Source organism: Brevundimonas sp. CEF1 (assembly GCF_051353055.1).
GTDB lineage: Bacteria > Pseudomonadota > Alphaproteobacteria > Caulobacterales > Caulobacteraceae > Brevundimonas.
On the sequence record NZ_CP195593.1, the window covers coordinates 20,001 to 39,460 of the forward strand.

The window sequence follows — 19,460 nt, forward strand, 5'->3', positions numbered from 1 at the left end:
AAACCGACACAGGTGGTCAGGTAGAGCATACCAAGGCGCTTGAGAGAACTGTGCTGAAGGAACTCGGCAAATTGCACGCGTAACTTCGGAATAAGCGTGACTCACCTTGCGCAAGCAGGAATGAGTGGCACAAGCCAGGGGGTAGCGACTGTTTAGCAAAAACACAGGGCTCTGCGAAGCAGCAATGCGACGTATAGGGTCTGACGCCTGCCCGGTGCCTGAAGGTTAAAGGGAGGAGTGAAAGCTCCGAACTGAAGCCCAGGTAAACGGCGGCCGTAACTATAACGGTCCTAAGGTAGCGAAATTCCTTGTCGGGTAAGTTCCGACCTGCACGAATGGCGTAACGACTTCCCCACTGTCTCCAGCACAGGCTCAGTGAAATTGAATTCCCCGTGAAGATGCGGGGTTCCCGCGGTCAGACGGAAAGACCCTATGAACCTTTACTATAGCTTCGCCTTGGCGTTAGCGACCGTATGTGTAGGATAGGTGGGAGGCTATGAAACCGGGGCGCCAGCTCTGGTGGAGCCATCCTTGAAATACCACCCTTACTGTCGTTGACGTCTAACCGAGGACCGTTATCCGGTCCCGGGACATGGCGTGGTGGGTAGTTTGACTGGGGCGGTCGCCTCCTAAAGTGTAACGGAGGCGCGCGATGGTGGGCTCAGACCGGTCGGAAATCGGTCGTCGAGTGCAATGGCATAAGCCCGCCTGACTGCGAGACTGACAAGTCGAGCAGAGACGAAAGTCGGCCATAGTGATCCGGTGGTCCCGAGTGGAAGGGCCATCGCTCAACGGATAAAAGGTACTCTAGGGATAACAGGCTGATTTTGCCCAAGAGTCCATATCGACGGCAAAGTTTGGCACCTCGATGTCGGCTCATCACATCCTGGGGCTGGAGCAGGTCCCAAGGGTATGGCTGTTCGCCATTTAAAGTGGTACGTGAGCTGGGTTCAGAACGTCGTGAGACAGTTTGGTCCCTATCTGCCGTGGGTGTTCGAAGCTTGAGAGGATCTGTCCCTAGTACGAGAGGACCGGGATGGACATACCTCTGGTGGACCTGTCATGGCGCCAGCCGTGCAGCAGGGTAGCTAAGTATGGAATAGATAACCGCTGAAAGCATCTAAGCGGGAAACTAACCTCAAAACAAGGCTTCGCTGAGGATCGTGGAAGACTACCACGTTGATAGGCCAGGTGTGGAAGCGCGGTGACGTGTGAAGCTTACTGGTACTAATAATCCGATCGGCTTGATCGTTTCTCAGCAAAACTCATTCGGTTCTACTTGCCGATAATACAATCGCGACGATGTCTTCTTCTTCTTGTGTGTCTGGTTGACCCCGTGGCTATGTCGGAGGTTCCACACCCGATCCCATTCCGAACTCGGTCGTTAAGCCCTCCAGAGCCAATGGTACTTCGTCTCAAGGCGCGGGAGAGTAGGTCGCCGCGGGGTCTACCAGATACACAAGAACAAGCCGTCCAAAAGACTGTCTTCGAACCCTTCTTCCCTCACACACCGCCTTGCCGCGGGATGGAGCAGCCCGGTAGCTCGTCAGGCTCATAACCTGAAGGTCGCAGGTTCAAATCCTGCTCCCGCACCCAAGCATTTCAAAGCCCCGCAAGCCCAGCTCGCGGGGCTTTCTGCTGTCTTACGCCTCGCGCCCGCCCCCTGATCCCGTCTCCAGCCGCCTAACGGACCTGGCTCATCCAGTCCGACGGCAAACGATCCGTCGGCGCCGGAACCGGTTGATCCAAAGGCCGAGACTGGGGCGGCGCAAGATCGGGGCCGGCGAAGCTCTTGCTTGCTGATGCCGGGCGCGACCGTCCGCTTCTGCGGCCCAGATGGGTCGGCGCGGTCTGTCTGATCTCTTGGGAGCTGTTGCGAGCATGCAACGGAGTTCGGTCAATCGCGGCGTCTTTACGGTTTATGTGGTGCTTTTTTGGCTCTTTTGGCGAAGTTTGATGAAATTGGCCGTGGCGATTTGTTGCGTGCGGCCCCAGCGAAAATCCTGAAGCAGCAAACTGAATAAGGACGCCGTAATTCAGATGAATATGCGAAATCGACTGCGCGAATCGTCTTCTCTTGTCGGGGGGGCGCTGGCTGCGCTGTTAGCGGCGTCTCCCGCTCTGTCCCAAACGACCACGCCGGCTACTCAAGATGAGGGGGCGACACAGGTCGAGGAAGTCATCGTCACCGGCTCGCGCATTCCCAAGAACGAGTTCACCAGCGCCTCACCCGTCCAGGTGATCACCAGCGAGCGGGCGCAGGCGCGCGGGTTGAGCGATACGGCCCAGATGCTGCAGTCGTCGACCGTCGCCGCCGGTTCGCCCCAGGTGAACAGCACCATATCCAGCGCCTTTGTCACCGATGGCGGGCCCGGCGCCTCGACCATTTCCCTGAGAGGGCTGGGCGCCAATCGGACCCTGGTCCTGCTCAACGGACGTCGCGCCGGCCCGGCCGGCACGCGAGGAGGCGTGTCCGCCTTCGATCTCAACGTCATTCCCCAGTCGGCGATTGATCGCGTCGACGTGCTCAAGGACGGCGCCTCGTCTATCTATGGGTCGGATGCGGTCGCCGGCGTGGTCAACCTGATCACCAATCGCGGTCGAGACGGCGGCGAGATGGGCGTGTTCGCCACGGCGCCCTTGGATGGCGGGGGCGAGCAATACAACGTCTCGGGCGCCTTTGGTAAGAAGTTCGATCGCGGCTATATCAACATCTCTGGCGACTATTACCGCCAAGAGGCGCTACGTGCTGGTGATCGTGATTTCCTGATCTGCAAAAATCAGTATGTGTTCGAGCCGGGCACGCGCAATCGCGCCGATCGCATTGACCCGCGCACGGGCAAGCCGACTTGCAACGACACCCTCTGGGGGCAGGTCTATGTCTATGGACCGGGCTTCACCGGCCGCGCCGGCCGCTTCCAGTACGACTATGACGGCGACCTGGGTCAGCATATCCCGGTGCGTCCGGCCAATCCCGCGATCGACGCCCAATATCCCGGCGCGCCGGACGGCTTCTATCTGGTCAACTATGACGCCGCATCGCGCGCCGTGGTCAACGCCAGCCACCCCTTCGCGCGTGAAGAGTCGATCGTGCCCGAGGTTGAACGCTACACGGCCTTCATCGACGGCGCCTATGAGATCGGGCGCGGCATGGAGGTCTATGGCGAGTTCCTGCTGAACCGCCGCGAAAGCCGGACTGACAGCTATCGCCAGTTCTGGAACTACACCTATACGTCGACCGGCATGGGCTATGGCGGTGATCCGGTCAACGGTTTCACCGGCGACTACTATCTGAGTGCGACGCCCGTCACGGATCACTTCGACCAGTCGCAGCGTGTCGACTATATCCGCGGCGTGGCTGGGCTGCGGGGTGACCTGAACCTGTTCTCCAATACGTGGAAATGGGACATCTTCGCCCAGTATAGTCGTTCAGACGGCGACTATACGTCCGATGTGATCCTGGACGACGCCGTGGCGTCGACCAACTTCAAGACGGAAAGCTGCGTCGGCACCAACCTGCCCGTCAGCGGCCGTCAGTGCATCGACATGAATTTCGCGGATCCCCGCGTGCTGCGCGGCGACCTGACGGCGGAAGAGCGCGCCTTCCTGTTCGATACGGAAACGGGCAACACCCTGTACGAACAGACCTATGTGGAAGGCGCGATCGGCGGCAATCTGTTTGATCTGCCCGCTGGACCCTTGGGCCTGGCCCTGGGCTTCCATATCCGTCGCGACGAAATCAATGACACGCCCGGCGAAGTGACGCTGGCTGACAACAGCTGGGGCCTGTCGGGCGCCGGCATCACCGAGGGGACGGAGGACACGCGCGAAGCCTATGTCGAACTGGCCGTGCCCCTGTTGAAGGACTATCCCTTCATTCAGGACCTCGATCTGTCCCTTTCCGGCCGCTACACCGACACCAAGACCTCGGGCGACGCCTCGACCTATAAGGTCGGGCTGAACTGGGCGGTGAACGATGCGGTCAGGTTCCGCGCCACGCACGGCACCTCGTTCCGAGCGCCCGCGCTGTTTGAACTCTATCTCGCCGATCAGACCAGCTTTGCGGGGCAGCGGAATATCGATCCCTGTCTGAACCTGGACAATCGCCTGGCCGACGGCACGGTCACGCAGAAGCTCTATGACAACTGCACCAGTGCGGCGGGGCCGGGCGGCGGCGTGGCCGGCGACTTCACCGGCGGCAACGCCTCGGCTGAGGTGGTGACGGGCGGCGGTCTGGGCGTGCTGACGCCGGAAACCTCGAAGGCCACGGTCGTGGGCGTGATCATTACGCCCCCCAACTCGGGGCTCAGCCTGGCGGTCGACTATTTCGACATCAACATCAACAACCAGGTCACCAACCTGGGCGCCGGCGGCATCCTGACGGCCTGCTATCTGTCCGACAACTTCCCGACCGATCCGATCTGTAACCAGTTCGACCGGGACCCGACCCTGGGCATCACCCAGGTGCGCGACAGCTTCATCAACATCTCGGAGCAGAACAACCGTGGTCTGGACTTCACTGTCCGCTTTGTCACCGAGACGCCGTGGGGCGATCTGACGCTGGATAGCCAGACGACCTGGACCCTTGAGAACTTCACGGCCGTGTTCGCCGACAGTTCCGTCGATCCTCTGGGCGAGGTCGGGTATCCTGAACTGGTCGGCAATATCAACGCCAGCTTCTCGCGCGGTCCGTGGACGGCCTTCTGGGGCTTCGACTGGATCGGCAACCAGTCCAGCCTGGGCGAGTATATCGAGGGCAATGGTTCGCCCTTCACCACCATTGACGGTCGTCGGGTCGAGGTGAAGGCGGACGCCGAGTTCACCGGCTTCCACAGCGCCTCGTTGAGCTATCAGTTCGATGACTGGAAACTGATCGGCGGGGTCGCCAATCTGTTTGACGAAAAGCCGCCGGCGGCTTCGACGATCATCGGCGAGTACTCGACCACGGGGAACTCGATCCTGGCGTCGCAGTACACCGAGGCCTATTACGGCCGCCGTGTCTTCATGCGGGTCAGCAAGTCGTTCTGATCTGATCGAGCGGTCTGGCTTAGAGGGCGGCGGGCTTCCCGCCGCCCTCTTTCCAATTTCGGGCTGGGCGAAGCGGCGATCGCTGCGCTACCAATGAAGAGCTGGGCGGGGGAGAAGCATGGCCATCATTACAGGGATCAAGGACACGCTGGACGCGCAGGTGGCGCAGTTTCCGCAGGCGCCCCTCAATCAGCCGGTTCTGCTCAATAGCGTGCCGAAGGGGGGGACCCACCTGCTGCGCAACATCGTTCGGATGTTCGTGCCGGTCGAGCAGCACTATGATCAGGACTTCGTGCAGATTCCCAACATGCATCTGCATCTGGAGGCCTTCAATCCCCACGCGCCCAGGCTCAGCGCCGCTCATCTGCTGTTCAGCGATCAGGCCGTCGCCAACATCCGCACCGCCCGTCATGTTCTGCTGGTGCGCGATCCCTATGACTGGGTGCTGGCTCGCGCGCGTTTCTTCGTGTCGGACGCCTTCCATCAGGAAAACCTGGAGCATCTGAAATCGGGCGTGTTCAACGCCGAGATGTTGCTCAATTTCATGATCTTCGGATTGCATGGAAAGACGCCGGCGCTGGCCGATGTCTATACCCACAACGCCGCGGCATGGTTGGGGACGGGCGCGTATCTGGTTCGCTATGAGGACATCCTGGCGGCGCTGGCGGATTTGGACGCGCCGTCGTCAGAACGGTATTTTCGCGGCTTGCTGGACGCCTGCGGCATCGACATGCCGGCCGATTGGAGGGCGCGTGTCCGTATCGGCTCGGATCGCAAATTGAGCCGCACGGCGCGTGAAAATCTCAAGCTGCCGGCCGGGGTCGCGTTCCCGGCGGCCCTGCCCGAGCAACAAAAGCAGCTGGTGGACTTCCATGCGCCGGGGCTGCGGCAGCTGCTGGGCTATGCCTGACTGACGGCTTGGCCGGCCTTTGTCGGCAAGGCGTCGGTTCGGGAAGAAGCTTACTGGTCTTCGTCGAACTTGCGGGCGACCAGGTCGCTGAGAGCTTCGATGGCGTCGGCGGCGTCGGGGCCCTCGGCCTCGATGTCCACGCCGCAGCCGATGCCGGCGCCCAGCATCAGCAGGCCCATGATCGAGCGGGCGTCCACGGTGACGCCGTCGCGGGTGACGCGAATCTCGGACTCGAAGCTGGAGGCCAGCTTGACGAACTTGGCCGAGGCGCGGGCGTGCAGGCCTCGCTGGTTGCAGATGCCGACGGTGACCTGGATCGGTCCGTGAACGGGCGTATCGCTCATTTCTCGCCCGCCAGGACCCAGGACGCGACCGAGATGTATTTGCGCCCGGCGTCCTGTGCGTGGGCGACGCAGGTCTCGAGGCTCTCGCGGGTGCGCACGCTGGCCAGCTTGATCAGCATGGGCAGGTTCAGGCCGGCGATGACCTCGGCGTGGGTCTGCTCCATGACCGAGATGGCCAGGTTGGAGGGCGTGCCGCCGAACATGTCGGTCAGCAGGATGACCCCGTCGCCGTCGTTCACGGCGGCGGCCGCATCGACGATGTCGCGGCGGCGCCGCTCCATGTCGTCTTCGGGGCCGATGCAGATCGCGGCCACGCCCCGCTGAGGGCCGACCACGTGCTCCATCGCCGCCAGGAATTCGGAGGCCAGGCCCCCGTGGGTGACGATCACCAGCCCGATCATGAAGGCTTCACCAAGACAATACGCCCCGCGCTTCTGCTCTCAGCGAACGCCCTTGGGGCGCCCAAACTGATCTGCAAGCCGGCCTTCATAGGCTAATCGCGCGCCGGTTCAAAGAGCCGCGAGCGCGGTTGCGACGACCTGCCCGGCGGAAGCGGGGCGGGGGTCCAGCCGCAGGCGCGCGATCGCCACGTCCTGCCAGGCCCAGGTTTCGGCTTCGGGCAGGCGCTCAACGGCCTCGTGCGTGCAACTGACGGCCAGGACGATCCGCGCCAGGGGCTGGATCGGAACGGCGACGATGCCCAGGCCGCGCACCTCGATGCGGCCGGCGATCGCGGCGGGCGTCGCGGCGTAGAGGGCCCCGTCCGAGGCCCACAGGTGGGTCCAGTCGTCGGCGATCAGTCGCCAGCCCTGGCCGATCAGGCGCAGGGCCAGGTCGCTCTTGCCGACGCCGGACGGTCCCTGGATCAGGACGCCGCGCCAACCGGCGGACGTACGGCAGGCGACGGCGGTGGCGTGGATCGGTTGCATCGGCGCGCTCATGGGCGGCGTCCGGCCAGGGGCAGCAGGACTTCAAAGCGGGCGCCGACCACGGCGCCGGTCTCGTCGGTGCGGTTCTCGGCATGAACGCGGCCGCCGTGGGCGTCGATGATCTGGCGCACGATGGACAGGCCCAGGCCCGAGTTCGCGCCGAAGGCCGTGCCCTTGGGCCGCGAGGTGTAGAAGCGCTCGAACACGGTCTCGAGGTTTTCGGGCGGAATGCCGGGGCCGTCGTCCTCGACCCGGATGCGCAGGGGCCAGTCCGGACGGCTGTCGTCGCGTTCCAGCCGCACCCGGACCTCGCCGTCGGCGGGGCTGAAGGAGCGGGCGTTGTCGATCAGGTTGCGGAAGACCTGGCCCAGGGGGATGTCGCGGCCCAGAACCTTTGCGCCCTCGGCGGTCGAGGCGAAGCGGACGCCGGCCTCGCCCGGTTTCTGACCGCCCTCATAGACGGCGATGATGTCGCCCAACAGTTCGTTGAGGTCGATCAGGCGCGGGCGGTCGCGCGACAGCTCGGCGTCCAGACGCGAGGCGTTGGAGATGTCGGTGATCAGCCGGTCGAGGCGGCGCACGTCCTGCTGCAGCAGATTGGTCAGGCGCGCCCTCTGCTCGTCGGTCTTGACCAGGGGCAGGGTCTCCAGGGCCGAGCGGATCGAGGTCAGGGGGTTCTTGATCTCGTGGCTGACGTCGGCGGCGAAGCGTTCGATGGCGTCCATCCGCGTCGACAGGGTGTCGGTCATGGATTCCAGGGCGCGGGCCAGGTCGCCGATCTCGTCCTTGCGGTCTTCCAGGTCGGGCAGGGAGATGGCGCGGGCGCGCTGCAGGCGCACCTGGTCCGCCGCCGCCGACAGGCGCATGACAGGGCGCGCCACGAACATGTGCAGCACCAGGGCCGACAACAGGTTCACCGCCAGGGCCACCAGGGCGAAGGGGGTCAGGGCGCGGCGCTGGGCGGCCAGGGTCTCGTCCACGTCGCCGGCTTCGAGAGTCAGGACGCCCAGGACCTGCTGGACGTGACGCACAGGCAGGGAGACGGACACGACCCGGTCGCCGTTCTCGTTGCGGCGGATGTCGGCCTGGGGGGCGCCTTGCAGGGCGCGCTCGACCTCGGCAGACAGTTCGGCGTTGGCGCGCTTGACCCGAGCGGTTTCGCGGGGGGAAAGCTCCTCGGGCGCCAGGGCGGTGCCGGCGGGGTTGGCGGGCGCCAGGGCCTGGCCCGGAATGGCGTCGGTGACGGCATAGCTGTCGGAAACGATCAGGCCGTCCTGATCATAGAGGCGCGCCCGCTGGCCCTCGGGAATGAAGTTGTCGCGCAGCCACAGGCCGGCCGCGCCGGGGTCCAGCATCGGATAGGGCTCGCCCCGCGTGATGCCCAGCTCGCCCAGCACATTGGCCAGAAGCTTGGCCTGGACCGACAGGGATTCCTGACGCGCCTCGATCAACCCGCGCTGCCATTCGTTCAGGGCCAGGGCCCCGCCGAACAGGATCAGCAGGCTGAGCAGGTTGAGCGCGAGAATGAAGCCGCCGAGGCGCGATCCGCCGAAGCGGAAGCGACGCCTCGGTCGGGCGTCCTCGGTCTCAGCTTTCGCGGTAGCGGTAACCGACGCCATACAGGGTCTCGATCGCGTCGAACTCGGGATCGACCACCCGGAACTTCTTTCGCATCCGTTTGACGTGGCTGTCGATGGTGCGGTCGTCGACATAGACCTGATCGTCGTAGGCGGCGTCCATCAGGCTGTCGCGGCTCTTCACGAAGCCGGGACGCTGGGCCAGGGCCTGAAGCAGCAGGAACTCGGTGACGGTCAGCTTGACCGGGCGACCTTCCCAGGTGCTTTCGTGGCGGGCCGGGTCCATCGACAGCTTGCCGCGCTTGATGGCCTTGCCGGCGGCTTCGGCGGCCGTTTCGACCTCGCCGCCGTCGGCGCCGGTGCGGCGCAGCAGGGCCTTGACCCGTTCGATCAGCAGACGCTGGCTGAAGGGCTTGTGGATATAGTCGTCAGCGCCGAGGTTGAAGCCGAGGATCTCGTCGATCTCCTCGTCCTTGGACGTCAGCATGATGACCGGAATCTGAGAGGTCTGGCGCAGGCGGCGCAGCACTTCCATGCCGTCCATGCGCGGCATCTTCACGTCCAGGATGGCCAGATCCGGGGGCGTGGTCTCCAGCGCCTCGAGGCCCGAGGCGCCGTCGTGATAGGCCGTGACCTTGTGGCCATGACTTTCAAGGGCCAGGGACACGGAGGCGACGATGTTCTCGTCGTCGTCGACCAGGGTGATGTTGGCCAAGGGCTTCTCCTTAGTGCGGGCGGCGGCGGTCGTTCGATCAACCGTCGCGAGTCGATTGCTCAACGCGCGACAAGCGTAACCGTTCTATTCCATCGTGGTGACATTACGGCCACAGCAGATGGTTCGCCAGAGCCTGTCTTTCAACCTTGGCCGGGAAATGGCGAAACCTCGCCTTAAAGGCTGAAGGGCCAGGATAGCGGTCAGAATACGCGAAAGACGCCATGGCCGGTCCGGTTCACTACGAAATCTATGTTCGCAAGACGCCGCCGGCGTCCTGGTCGCTGTCGATGGCGACCGAGGACCGCAAGACGGCGATCGAGACGGCCGAGGACCTGCTGCGCGACGGCCAGGCCTGCGCCGTGCGCGTCACCAAGGAGACCCTGGACCCGGACACCATGGAGTTCGCCAGCGTCGTCGTCCTGACGCGCGGCGCGCCCGAGCTGAAGCGCAAGGCGCCGGTGCGCGAGGACAACCGCGGCCCCAGTTGCCGCGGCGTTCAGGACCTCTACGCCCCCCATGCCCGTGATCTGCTGGGGCGGGTGCTGGAGGACTGGCTGAACCGTCAGGGCGCGACGGCGTTCGAACTGCTGCACCGCCCGGATCTGGCCGAGCGGCTGGAGGCCTCGGGCGTCGAACTGCAACACGCCATTCAGAAGATCGCCGTGCCCGAGAGCCAGAGCACGAGCCAGCCGGTCCACGACCTGGTGCGCCACTATCAACGGCTGGCGGAGCAGGCGATCGAGCGCCTGTTGCAGGCTGGGCGACGCCATCTCTTTCCGAGCCTGGACGAGCGCTCGATCGCCGATGTGGCGCATCGACTGAGCGGGGCGGCGGATCGCGCCTTCATCATGGGCGGGGTCGTCGCCGGGGCGCTGAAGGGCCTGCCCAGCGCGCGGGCGCGCCTGGATCGGCTGATGGATCTTTGCGACCGCGCGCCGACGGACGGGCCGCCGCGCGCCCTGGTCATGGTGCCGGTCGAGCAGATCCTGTGCGAACTGCTGGGGTCACGCGCCAGCCTGGCCCAGATCGTCGGGCCGGCTCTGGATCAGGGCGCCAGCCTGGCGGCCGTGGTGCGGATGGTGGCGCCGCGCGAGATCGCCGCCCTGATCGCCCATGACGAGAAGCTGGCGGTCCTGATCCCGCCGGTCGAAGGCGGCCCGGTGCGTCTGGGGGAGCGGCTGGCGGCGGGCGAGTTTCCTCTGCTGGCGGCCTCGCTGGCGCGGATGGTGGTGCGCGAACTGCGGAGCCAGCGTCGCCTGCGGCCCGGAGACGCCGAGGGCGAGATCGACATCCTGCGCGCCCTGGCCATGACCCTGACCGCGACAGCGGGGCGCCTGCTGACGCTGGAAGAGGTGCAGACGGCCTTCAGCGAGCGCTCCAAGAGCCTGGTCACCGCCGACTTCGTCGCCGCCTATGTGCGCGGTTGCCCGAACGTGCTGAGCGAGGTCGAGCGCCTGGCGCGGCTATGTGAAAACGTCACCGGCGGGGCCAACAAGCGGTCGGCGGCGCGCTGGCTGGACGCCTGCGTCACCTCGCTGCGGTTCGAGACCGAGATGCGGGCTTCGGGTCAGGCGCCGGGACAGAAACTGTTGGCCCTGGCCGGCTTGCAGCGGGCGGTGGGCAACGCCGCCCTGTCGGAGCGCGACCGGGACGCCATCGTGACGGCGCTCGGCGTCGTCGGCGGGGCGGTCGAGGCCGACGCCAAGCTGACGGCCCAGATCGCGCGCGCCCCTGCGCCGCCGCCGCAAAGGCTGACGGCCCTCTTGCGTCTGGCGGCGGCCGAGGTCGGGCCCAGCGGCCCGGTCGCGGATCGCGCCAAGGCGGAGGCGGTCAGGCTGTTGCGGGCGCCGGAGGTGCGGACCGCGCTGGGCGCGGCGCCCGAGGCGGTCAGCGCCCTGCGTCCCCTGATGAGGGCGGTGGGACTGGCGGCCTGAACCCTCAGTCGAAGATGTCGAAGATATCCATCCGCTTCTTCTTTTTGCGGTAGTGATAGTCGTCGTCGCGGTGACGATCGTCCTTGTAGCGCGGCGGCTCGCGATAGCCCTGGGGCTGGCCGCCCCACGGTTGCTGCATGGGTTGCTGCTGATAGGTCGGTTGCGGCGCGGTCTGGGGCGCGATTTGCGGGGCGGCGGCGCGGCCTTCCTCAGCGGCGACGGCCATCAGTTTTTCCAGCTCGCCGCGATCCAGCCAGACGCCGCGGCAGGTCGGGCACATGTCGAACTGGACGCCGTTGCGGTCCAGCGTCTGCATGGCGGCGTTGTCGTTGGGGCACATCAATAGGGGCATGGGGTCCTCATCGTCGAATGATGCGGTCCGACATCACGCCGCTTTCGCCGCGCCAGAGGGGCCCGTCCCGCTGAGGATAGAGTTAGGGACGGCGCGCCCGCCCGACAACCTGCGCAGACGCCGCAGGGGTCAGCAGGTCTGTCCCGCCGCCCAGCCCGACGACCAGGCCCACTGGAAATTATAGCCGCCCAGCCAGCCGGTCACGTCCGCCACCTCGCCGATGAAGAAGAGGCCGGGGACGGACTTCGCCTCCATCGTCTGCTGGTCCAGGGCGGCGGTGTCGACCCCGCCCAGGGTCACCTCGGCGGTGCGATAGCCCTCGGAGCCGACCGGCTTGACGGTCCAGGCGTTGACCGTCTCGGCCATGGCCCGGAGCTTCTTGTCCCCGACCTCGGCCAGCTTGCCCGACAGGTTTTCGCGGGCGCAGACGACCTCGGCCAGGCGGCGGGGGATGACGTGGCCAAGCGCGGTGTGCACCGCCTGCTTGCCGTTCTCGGTCTTGGCCGCCAGCATCCGTGTGGCGACGTCCTCGCCGGGGGCCATGTCGACGGTGATGGCCTCGCCCTCGCGCCAGTAGGAGCTGATCTGCAGGATCGACGGCCCGGACAGGCCCCGGTGGGTGAACAGCATGGCTTCCTTGAAGCTGGGCCTATCGCCCTTCGGGCTGCTTGAGGCCGGGACCGCCTTGACCACGGCGTCCACGGCCACACCCGCCAGCGGCTTGAGCTGTTCCAGCAGGCCGGGCTCGAAGGTCAGGGGCACCAGGGCAGGGCGGGTCTCCGTCACCCGCAGACCGAACTGACGGGCGACCTCATAGCCCCAGCCCGTCGCGCCCATCTTGGGGATGGACTTGCCGCCGGTGGCCACCACCAGGGAGGCCGTCGAGATGCGGGTCCCGTCATCCAGATCGACGGTGAAGCGGTCGCCGTCACGCGTGATGGCCTTCACGCCGAGGCCCAGCGACAGGGTGACGCCCGCCGTCTTCATCTCGTCCGTCAGCATACGGATGATCTGCTTGGCGCTGTCGTCGCAGAACAGCTGGCCCAGGGTCTTCTCGTGCCAGGCGATGCCGTGGCGCTCGACCATCTTGAGGAAGTCGTGCTGGGTGAAACGCTTCAGCGCCGACAGGGCGAAGCGGGGGTTCTCGCTCAGGAAGTTGGCGCCGCTGGTCCCCAGATTGGTGAAGTTGCAGCGTCCGCCGCCCGAGATGCGGATCTTTTCGCCTGGCGCGCGGGCATGGTCGATGACGCGCACGCGGCGACCGCGCTTGCCCGCCTCGATGGCGCACATCATGCCGGCCGCGCCGGCGCCGACGATCAGGACGTCGAGATCAGAAGACTTCATGGGCTGGCCCTAGCAGGCGCGCGCCCATGAAGCGACCTCGCAGACCTGTTCTAGAGGCCGAGCGCGATGCGATAGCTGGGGTGCACCACCTCGGCGTACTCGGGATGCTTCTTCAGATAGCCGGCGAAGAAGGGGCAGGTCGGCAGGATGACCAGGCCGCGTTCCTTCAGGTCGCTCAGGACGTGTTTGGCCATGCGGCTGGCGATGCCGCGCCCTTCCAGCGGGATGGGCACGATGGTTTCGGTGATCAGCAGGCCGCCCGCCACCTTGTTGTAGATGACCACGGCGGTCTGGCCGTCCACCGTCAATTCGTAGCGGGTGGCTTCGGCGTTGTCGTGGATTTCGGGATCGAGGCTCATGATCGGCTCCTGCGGCATGGCCGGTCAGCCTAGCCCGGCGGCCGACGAAAGGGGAGGGGACGTCGCCGCCCCCTCCTGTCGCCTCAGAAGCTGTAGTCCAGTTGGACCCAGGTCTGACGACCGTAGATGTCGTACCAGCCGATCGAATAGTTCGGCCAGCCGCCGGTGCGGTCCTCGGGATAGCGGTCGGCGATGTTGTTCATGATCACCGAGACCGAGGCCTTGTCGTTGACGCGATAGCGGAGGCTGGCGTTGAACACGGCGTAGGGATCGCGCTCCGACGCATAGTCATTGGTCGGAATGGTCCCGTAGCGCACGCCATAGAGGGTGGTGGTCCACGGTCCGACGTCCCAGGTGACGCTGCCCGACATGCGGTCGCGCCAGTCCGACTGACGCGACAGGTCGCGCAGATAGTCGAAGGTCGGGTCGCCCTCGAACTGCTGATACTCGTGCTCCAGAACCTTGGTGTAGGTCAGGCTGCCGCTCAGTCGGCCGTAGCGGTCGAAATCGTGGCGGGCGTTGACGGTGGCGTCGAAGCCGCGCGTCGTCTCGCTGGCCGCATTGATCGGGTTGACCGTGATGCGGGTGACCTGGTTCGGATTGATCGCCGCGCTGGCCGGATTGCGCGCCACCCGACCGACATAGTCCAGGCAGAGGGCCGAGGTCGGATCGACCGTCCCGCCGCTGGGCGTGCGGCCGATGCGGCAGTCGGCCTCGGTGCGCAGGATGATGTCCTCGCTCAGCGACGTCACCTGCTGGCTGATCTCCAGATCATAGTAGTCGAACTGGATGTCGAAGGCCTTGCTGGGCGTCCAGACGAAGCCGGCGGTGAAGGACTTGCCCTTCTCCGGCTGCAACTCGGCATTGCCGCCGCGCGTGAAGTCCATGTTGTACTGGATGTCGCAGCTGGAATAGTCCTGCTCGTCCAGACGGCACTGATAATAGTCCGTCACGCCGGGGTAGTAGCCGCGCGTCTCGGTGGCGAAGATGTAGTTCATGTCCGGGGCGCGGAAGCTGGTCGAATAGCTGGAGCGCAGCATCAGGCTGGGGATCGGCCGGTATTGCAGACCCAGGCTGTAGGTCGGGCTGTCCACCGATTCGCCGCGGTATTCGTAGCGGTCGTAGCGGCCGGCCACGGTGGCGGTCAGTTGCTCCAGGATCGGGACGCGCAGCTCCAGACCCGCCGCCTGACGCTTGCGCTCGCCGCCCGAGGGCTGGGAGCCGCTGGTGTTCCAGGCGACGCCGTCGTTCAGGCGCGCGTCGGGCTGGTTCTTGTAGCCCTGCTCGCCGATCTCGACCACGGCGGCGGCCTGCAAGGGGCCAGCCGGCAGCTGCCACAGGTCGCCGTCCACCGAGACAGTGAAGTCCTGCAGCCAGGAGGTGTTGTGGTCGGTGAAGCGGTCGGCCACCGTGCCGAACTCGCCCGGCGTCAGCGGCGTGTAGAGGCGATTGGCGGTCGGCGCATAGACCGGCTGGGTCGTGCCGGCCACCTCGCGCGTCCCCTGCTGGGCGCCCAGGAAGAAGGCGTCGATCCCGGTCAGCAGCCGCACCCGGCTCTGGTCGCTGACATATTCCGAGCGGTTGAAAGCGGCCTCATAGCGCCAGTCGCCGATATGGCCGCGCACGCCGAGGACCGCGTTCCAGTTTTCCTCGTCATAGCGGTTGCCGACGCCGAAGGCGCCGCCCGTCTCCTCGGGCGTCAGCACCCGGTTCCAGGTCTCCAGCCGCCCGGCCGTGTCGTTCCAGAAGGTCTTGTTCCAGCTCAAGGAGCGGACCACGTTGTCGACCTGGGTCTTGCCGTAGAGGAATTCACCGAAGACCTCCGTGTCGTCGTTGAGGTGATAGGTCAGGCCCAGATAGGCGTTGCCCGACTCCTTCTGCGTCTGGATCGTGCGGGTGTTGTAGTAGGCGTCGCTGCCGCAATAGGAGCCGCCGCTGGCCGCGACGACGCGCTCGATCGTGCCGCCCTGCAGCGACCCCAGGCCCTCGCACAGGCCGGCGGGCGGGTCGTAATAGGCGCGGGTGATCGGGTTGCGGTTCGAGAACATGGCCGGCGGGACCGCGCCCGGCTCGGCGTAGCGAGTGTAGGACTCGCTGATCTCGCGGTCGCCCCAGAAGATGGCGTCGCGCCGGCTGTATTCCAGGCTGCCGACCACATCCAGACGGTCCCAGCTGCGGCCGCCCGACAGCTGGGCGCGCCAGTTCTCGCCGCCGCCCTGTTCGGTGCCGCCATAACGCAGCGAGGCGTCGAAGCCGTCGGTCTTCTGCTTCAGCTTGATGTTGACCACCCCGGCGATGGCGTCCGAGCCGTAGATGGCGCCGGCGCCGCCGGTCAGGACCTCGATCCGGTCGACCACGGCGTTGGGCAGGTTGGCCAGGTTCACCGCATTGACCGAGCCGTTGTAGGCCGAGGGATATTCCGCCACCCGCCGCCCGTTCAGCAGGACGAGGGTGTGGTTGGGGCCGAGCCCGCGCAGGGAGATGACATTGGCCGCCGGGGTGAAGGTGGCGCCGAAGTCCTCGCCCTGAACCGAGCCGGTGTTCTGGGTCGCCTGGCTCAGGGCGTCGAAGACGCTGCGGAAGCCGCGCGTGTCGATGGCCTCGCCGGTGATGACCGAGACGGGGGCGACGCCCTCCAGATCGACGCGGCGGATGCGCGAGCCGGTGACGACGACCTCGTCCACTGTCGCGGCGGCTTCGAGCTCGGGCGTTTCCGTTTGAGCGGGCGGGGTTTGGGCGAAGGCGGGGGCGGCCGCCGTCAGGGCGATGGCGGCGACCGACAGTCGCAGCAGACTCTTTTTCACAACTGAACCTTGTTCTTGGAGGGGTGTTCCAAGCGGTCAAGGTTTAGGCGAAATTTTTACCCCGAACAGCCGTGATCGCCGCGCGTTTCTTTTAGAAGTTTGCGGCGATCAGAGAGAAATGCTCAACGACCGATCAGTGGGCCTCGTCCCAGTTGGCGGCGGCCTTGGCCTCGACGATCAGGGGCACGCTGAGGGCCACGGCGGGATCGGCGGCGCCTTCCATGACCTTGCGCACCAGGGCCAGGGCGCGTTCGGCCTCGGCCTCGGGGGCCTCGAAGATCAGTTCGTCGTGGACCTGCAGCAGCATGCGGGTCTTCAGGCCTGCATCCAGCAGGGCGCCCGGCATGCGGATCATGGCGCGGCGGATGATGTCGGCGGCGGCGCCCTGGATGGGGGCGTTGATGGCCGCGCGTTCGCCGAACTGACGCTCGGCCCCCGACTTGGAATGGATGGCCGGGATGTGGATGCGACGCCCGAAGACGGTGGTGACGAAGCCGTGCGCCTTCACGAAGGTCTTGGTCTGATCCATGTAGGCGCGGATGCCGGGGAAGCGCTCGAAATAGGTCTTGATGTAGGCTGCGGCCTCGCCCTGATCGATGCCCAGCTGGGCCGCCAGGCCGAAGGCCGAGATGCCATAGACGATGCCGAAATTGATCGCCTTGGCGCGACGGCGGGTTTCCGACGGCATGCCCTCGACCGGCACGCCGAACATTTCCGACGCGGTGGCGGCGTGAATGTCGAGACCCGCCTTGAAGGCGCGCTTCAGTTCGGGAATGTCGCCGATATGGGCCAGCAGGCGCAGCTCGATCTGGCTGTAGTCGGCTGAGATCAGGACGTGGCCCGGGGAGGCGATGAAGGCCTGACGGATCAGGCGGCCGGTTTCGGTGCGGATCGGGATGTTCTGCAGGTTGGGATCGCTTGAGGCCAGACGCCCCGTCGTCGCCGCCGCCAGTTGATAGGAGGTGTGGACCCGGTGCGTCGCCGGATCAGAGGCCGCCACCAGGGCGTCGGTGTAGGTGCCCTTCAGCTTGGACAGCTGGCGCCAGTCGAGGATGGCGCGCGGCAGGTCGTGGGTCAGCGCCAGGTCTTCCAGCACGCTGGCCTCGGTGCCCCATTGGCCGGATGCGGTCTTCTTGCCGCCGGGCAGGTTCATTTCGCCGAACAGGATCTCGCCGATCTGGCGCGGGCTGCCGACGTTGAAGGGACGACCCGCCAGCTTGTGCGCCTGCTCCTCCAGCTCGGCCATGCGCTGGCCGAAGGTCGAGGACAGGGAGCGCAGGCGGTCGGGATCGACCCGCACCCCGTTCAGCTCCATGTCGGCCAGGACGGCGGGCATCCCCCGTTCCAGCGTCTCATAGACGGTGGTCAGGCGCTCGCTCGCCAGACGCGGCTTCAGCAGCTTGTAGAGACGCAGCGTCACGTCCGCGTCCTCGGCGGCGTAGCAGGTCGCCGGTTTCAGCTCGACGTGCTTGAAGCTCTTCTGGCTCTTGCCCGTGCCGGCCACGCTCTTGAACGGGATGGGTTCGTGGCCGAGGTGCAGGCGGGCCAGCTCGTCCATGCCGTGGCCGTGCAGCCCGCCTTCGAGCACATAGCTGATCAGCATGGTGTCCTCGATCGGGGACACGCGGATGCCGCGCCGGGCCATGACGGCGAGGTCGTATTTGATGTTCTGGCCGACCTTCAGCACCGCCGGGTCCTCCAGCAGGACCTTTAGGCGTTCCAGGGCCGTCGGCTTGTGGATCTGCGTCAACGGCTCGCGCGTCTCGCCGCCTGCCGGCTCCAGACCGAAGTCGAAGCCGCCGCTCGCCGCGTCGGCGCTGGGCTCATGGTCGTGGGTCAGGGGGATGTAGCAGGCCTCGTTCGGCCCCACCGCGAGGGAGACGCCGCACAGACCCGCGTGGGTGGCCGACAGGGCGTCGGTCTCGGTGTCGAAGCCGATGACCCCGACGGCGCGGGCGCGAGCGATCCAGCGGTCCAGATCGTCCAGCGTCTGCACGCACTCATACTTGTCGCGGTCGAAGTCGTGGACGGCGTCGGGCGTCGCGACCTCGGTCTGGCCGTAGCGCGGCGTGGCGACGGGCGCCGAGGGCTGGCGGGCGAAGGTCGAGCCTTCCTTGGCGGGCGCCTTGCCGTCGCCGACGCGGCGCAGCAGCGAGCGGAACTCCATCCGCTCCAGAAACTCGGCCAGCACCGCCGGATCGGGATCGCGGATCAGGAAGTCGTCGACCGCCTCGGGCGCCGGGGCGTCGCAGGTCAGGGTCACCAGCTCGCGCGACAGGCGGATCTGGTCGGCGAAGTTGATCAGGGTCTCGCGCCGCTTGGGCTGCTTGATCTCGCCCGCGCGGGCCAACAGGGTGTCGAGGTCGCCGTATTCGTGGATCAGCTGGGCCGCCGTCTTCGGCCCGATGCCGGGGGCGCCGGGGACGTTGTCGACGCTGTCGCCGATCAGGGCCTGAACCTCGACCACCTTGTCGGGGGTGACGCCGAACTTCTCGAAGACGGCCTCTTCGTCCAGGCGGCGATCCTTCATCGGATCGTACATGACGACGCCGTTCCCGATCAACTGCATCAGGTCCTTGTCGGAGCTGACGATGACCGCTTCGCCGCCCAGGTCGCGGACCTTGCAGGCATAGGTGGCGATCAGGTCGTCGGCCTCATAGCCGGGCAGTTCGACGCCGTGCACGCCAAAGGCGGCGGTCGCCTCGCGCACCAGGGGGAATTGCGGCACCAGATCCTCGGGCGCGGGCGGGCGGTGGGCCTTGTACTGATCGTAGAGGGTGTTGCGGAAGGTCTTTTCCGAGTGGTCGAAGACGGCGACCAGGTGGGTCGGGCCGTCTTCGCCCTTCATGTCGCGGATCAGCTTCCACAACATGTTGCAGTAGCCCTGGACCGCGCCGACGGGCAGGCCGTCCGACTTGCGCGTCAGGGGCGGCAGGGCGTGATAGGCGCGGAAGATATAGGCCGAGGCGTCGATCAGCCACAGCCGGGGCGGCGGTCCGTCCTGGCTAAGGGGGCGGGCGGCGGATTCGATGGGCGCGTCGGTCATGGCGCGAACATAGGGGGCGGCGACGGTCGCGTCATCCGTGTGAATTGGCCCGCTGGCGCGAGAACGCCTTCACTGCCGTCATCCTCGGACTTGATCCGAGGATCAAGCTGTCGGCTCC

Annotated in this window: 13 protein-coding genes, 1 tRNA gene and 2 rRNA genes (1 of these 16 only partly in view); 6 read left to right on the plus strand and 10 right to left on the minus strand. The window is 66.1% G+C overall.

Annotation, left to right across the window (positions count from 1 at the left end):
• From ACR9FL_RS00100 to ACR9FL_RS00120, 5 genes are all read left to right on the plus strand, one after another.
• Positions 1–1,252 (plus strand): 23S ribosomal RNA (locus ACR9FL_RS00100) (it extends 1,528 nt beyond the left edge of the window).
• Between the two features lie 80 nt (positions 1,253–1,332).
• Positions 1,333–1,447, plus strand: a 5S ribosomal RNA gene (gene rrf, locus ACR9FL_RS00105).
• Positions 1,448–1,519: 72 nt separating this feature from the next.
• Positions 1,520–1,596 (plus strand) — tRNA-Met (locus ACR9FL_RS00110).
• A 444-nt stretch (positions 1,597–2,040) separates the two neighbouring features.
• Entirely contained in the window at positions 2,041–5,028 is a 2,988-nt protein-coding gene (locus ACR9FL_RS00115; protein WP_296175638.1) for a TonB-dependent receptor plug domain-containing protein, read from the plus strand.
• Between the two features lie 118 nt (positions 5,029–5,146).
• Positions 5,147–5,938 carry a hypothetical protein gene (locus ACR9FL_RS00120; protein ID WP_296175636.1) on the plus strand — a complete coding sequence of 264 codons (792 nt, stop codon included), beginning with the start codon at positions 5,147–5,149 and terminating at the stop codon, positions 5,936–5,938.
• Between the two features lie 50 nt (positions 5,939–5,988).
• On the opposite strand, the gene ACR9FL_RS00125 is transcribed toward ACR9FL_RS00120, so the two are convergent.
• The 5 genes from ACR9FL_RS00125 to ACR9FL_RS00145 all read right to left on the minus strand — a co-directional run bounded on the left by ACR9FL_RS00125 (position 5,989) and on the right by ACR9FL_RS00145 (position 9,503).
• Positions 5,989–6,282: an HPr family phosphocarrier protein gene (locus ACR9FL_RS00125; RefSeq protein WP_296175633.1), complete on the minus strand. Its 294-nt coding sequence runs from the start codon at positions 6,280–6,282 to the stop codon at positions 5,989–5,991.
• Positions 6,279–6,683: a PTS sugar transporter subunit IIA gene (locus ACR9FL_RS00130; RefSeq protein WP_105564561.1), complete on the minus strand. Its 405-nt coding sequence runs from the start codon at positions 6,681–6,683 to the stop codon at positions 6,279–6,281. The genes ACR9FL_RS00125 and ACR9FL_RS00130 overlap by 4 nt, the downstream gene beginning before the upstream one ends.
• Before the next feature lie 108 nt (positions 6,684–6,791).
• A complete protein-coding gene (locus tag ACR9FL_RS00135; RefSeq protein WP_296175631.1) occupies positions 6,792–7,223 on the minus strand; it encodes an HPr kinase/phosphorylase in 432 nt (143 codons plus the stop codon).
• A complete protein-coding gene (locus ACR9FL_RS00140; protein ID WP_296175629.1) occupies positions 7,220–8,830 on the minus strand; it encodes an ATP-binding protein in 1,611 nt (536 codons plus the stop codon). The genes ACR9FL_RS00135 and ACR9FL_RS00140 overlap by 4 nt, the downstream gene beginning before the upstream one ends.
• Positions 8,799–9,503 carry a response regulator transcription factor gene (locus ACR9FL_RS00145; RefSeq protein ID WP_105564558.1) on the minus strand — a complete coding sequence of 235 codons (705 nt, stop codon included), beginning with the start codon at positions 9,501–9,503 and terminating at the stop codon, positions 8,799–8,801. Before ACR9FL_RS00145 ends, ACR9FL_RS00140 begins: the two co-directional genes overlap by 32 nt.
• 221 nt (positions 9,504–9,724) lie before the next feature.
• On the opposite strand from ACR9FL_RS00145, the gene ACR9FL_RS00150 reads away from it, so the two are divergent.
• Positions 9,725–11,437, plus strand: a complete 1,713-nt coding sequence (locus ACR9FL_RS00150; protein WP_296175627.1) for a hypothetical protein — start codon at positions 9,725–9,727, stop codon at positions 11,435–11,437.
• Positions 11,438–11,441: 4 nt separating this feature from the next.
• On the opposite strand, the gene ACR9FL_RS00155 is transcribed toward ACR9FL_RS00150, so the two are convergent.
• The 5 genes from ACR9FL_RS00155 to polA form a co-directional block, all read right to left on the minus strand.
• Complete coding sequence (locus ACR9FL_RS00155; protein ID WP_436356651.1) at positions 11,442–11,789, minus strand: zf-TFIIB domain-containing protein; 348 nt, start codon at positions 11,787–11,789, stop codon at positions 11,442–11,444.
• Positions 11,790–11,918: 129 nt separating this feature from the next.
• Entirely contained in the window at positions 11,919–13,133 is a 1,215-nt protein-coding gene (locus ACR9FL_RS00160) for an NAD(P)/FAD-dependent oxidoreductase (protein WP_436356652.1), read from the minus strand.
• Positions 13,134–13,183: 50 nt separating this feature from the next.
• Positions 13,184–13,492, minus strand: a complete 309-nt coding sequence (locus ACR9FL_RS00165; RefSeq protein ID WP_296175622.1) for a GNAT family N-acetyltransferase — start codon at positions 13,490–13,492, stop codon at positions 13,184–13,186.
• Positions 13,493–13,575: 83 nt separating this feature from the next.
• The gene (locus ACR9FL_RS00170; protein WP_436356653.1) at positions 13,576–16,296 is read right to left on the minus strand and encodes a TonB-dependent receptor plug domain-containing protein; all 2,721 of its coding nucleotides are present in this window, start codon (positions 16,294–16,296) and stop codon (positions 13,576–13,578) included.
• A 133-nt stretch (positions 16,297–16,429) separates the two neighbouring features.
• Positions 16,430–19,342, minus strand: a complete 2,913-nt coding sequence (gene polA / locus ACR9FL_RS00175; RefSeq protein ID WP_436356654.1) for a DNA polymerase I — start codon at positions 19,340–19,342, stop codon at positions 16,430–16,432.
• Positions 19,343–19,460 lie beyond the last annotated feature (118 nt).

Coding starts and splice junctions, on each gene's coding strand:
- ACR9FL_RS00115 (WP_296175638.1), top strand. CDS start 2,041: ATGAATATGCGAAATCGACTGCGCGAATCGTCTTCTCTTGTCGGGGGG.
- ACR9FL_RS00120 (WP_296175636.1), top strand. CDS start 5,147: ATGGCCATCATTACAGGGATCAAGGACACGCTGGACGCGCAGGTGGCG.
- ACR9FL_RS00125 (WP_296175633.1), bottom strand. CDS start 6,282: ATGAGCGATACGCCCGTTCACGGACCGATCCAGGTCACCGTCGGCATC.
- ACR9FL_RS00130 (WP_105564561.1), bottom strand. CDS start 6,683: ATGATCGGGCTGGTGATCGTCACCCACGGGGGCCTGGCCTCCGAATTC.
- ACR9FL_RS00135 (WP_296175631.1), bottom strand. CDS start 7,223: ATGAGCGCGCCGATGCAACCGATCCACGCCACCGCCGTCGCCTGCCGT.
- ACR9FL_RS00140 (WP_296175629.1), bottom strand. CDS start 8,830: ATGGCGTCGGTTACCGCTACCGCGAAAGCTGAGACCGAGGACGCCCGA.
- ACR9FL_RS00150 (WP_296175627.1), top strand. CDS start 9,725: ATGGCCGGTCCGGTTCACTACGAAATCTATGTTCGCAAGACGCCGCCG.
- ACR9FL_RS00155 (WP_436356651.1), bottom strand. CDS start 11,789: ATGCCCCTATTGATGTGCCCCAACGACAACGCCGCCATGCAGACGCTG.
- ACR9FL_RS00160 (WP_436356652.1), bottom strand. CDS start 13,133: ATGAAGTCTTCTGATCTCGACGTCCTGATCGTCGGCGCCGGCGCGGCC.
- ACR9FL_RS00165 (WP_296175622.1), bottom strand. CDS start 13,492: ATGAGCCTCGATCCCGAAATCCACGACAACGCCGAAGCCACCCGCTAC.
- polA (WP_436356654.1), bottom strand. CDS start 19,342: ATGACCGACGCGCCCATCGAATCCGCCGCCCGCCCCCTTAGCCAGGAC.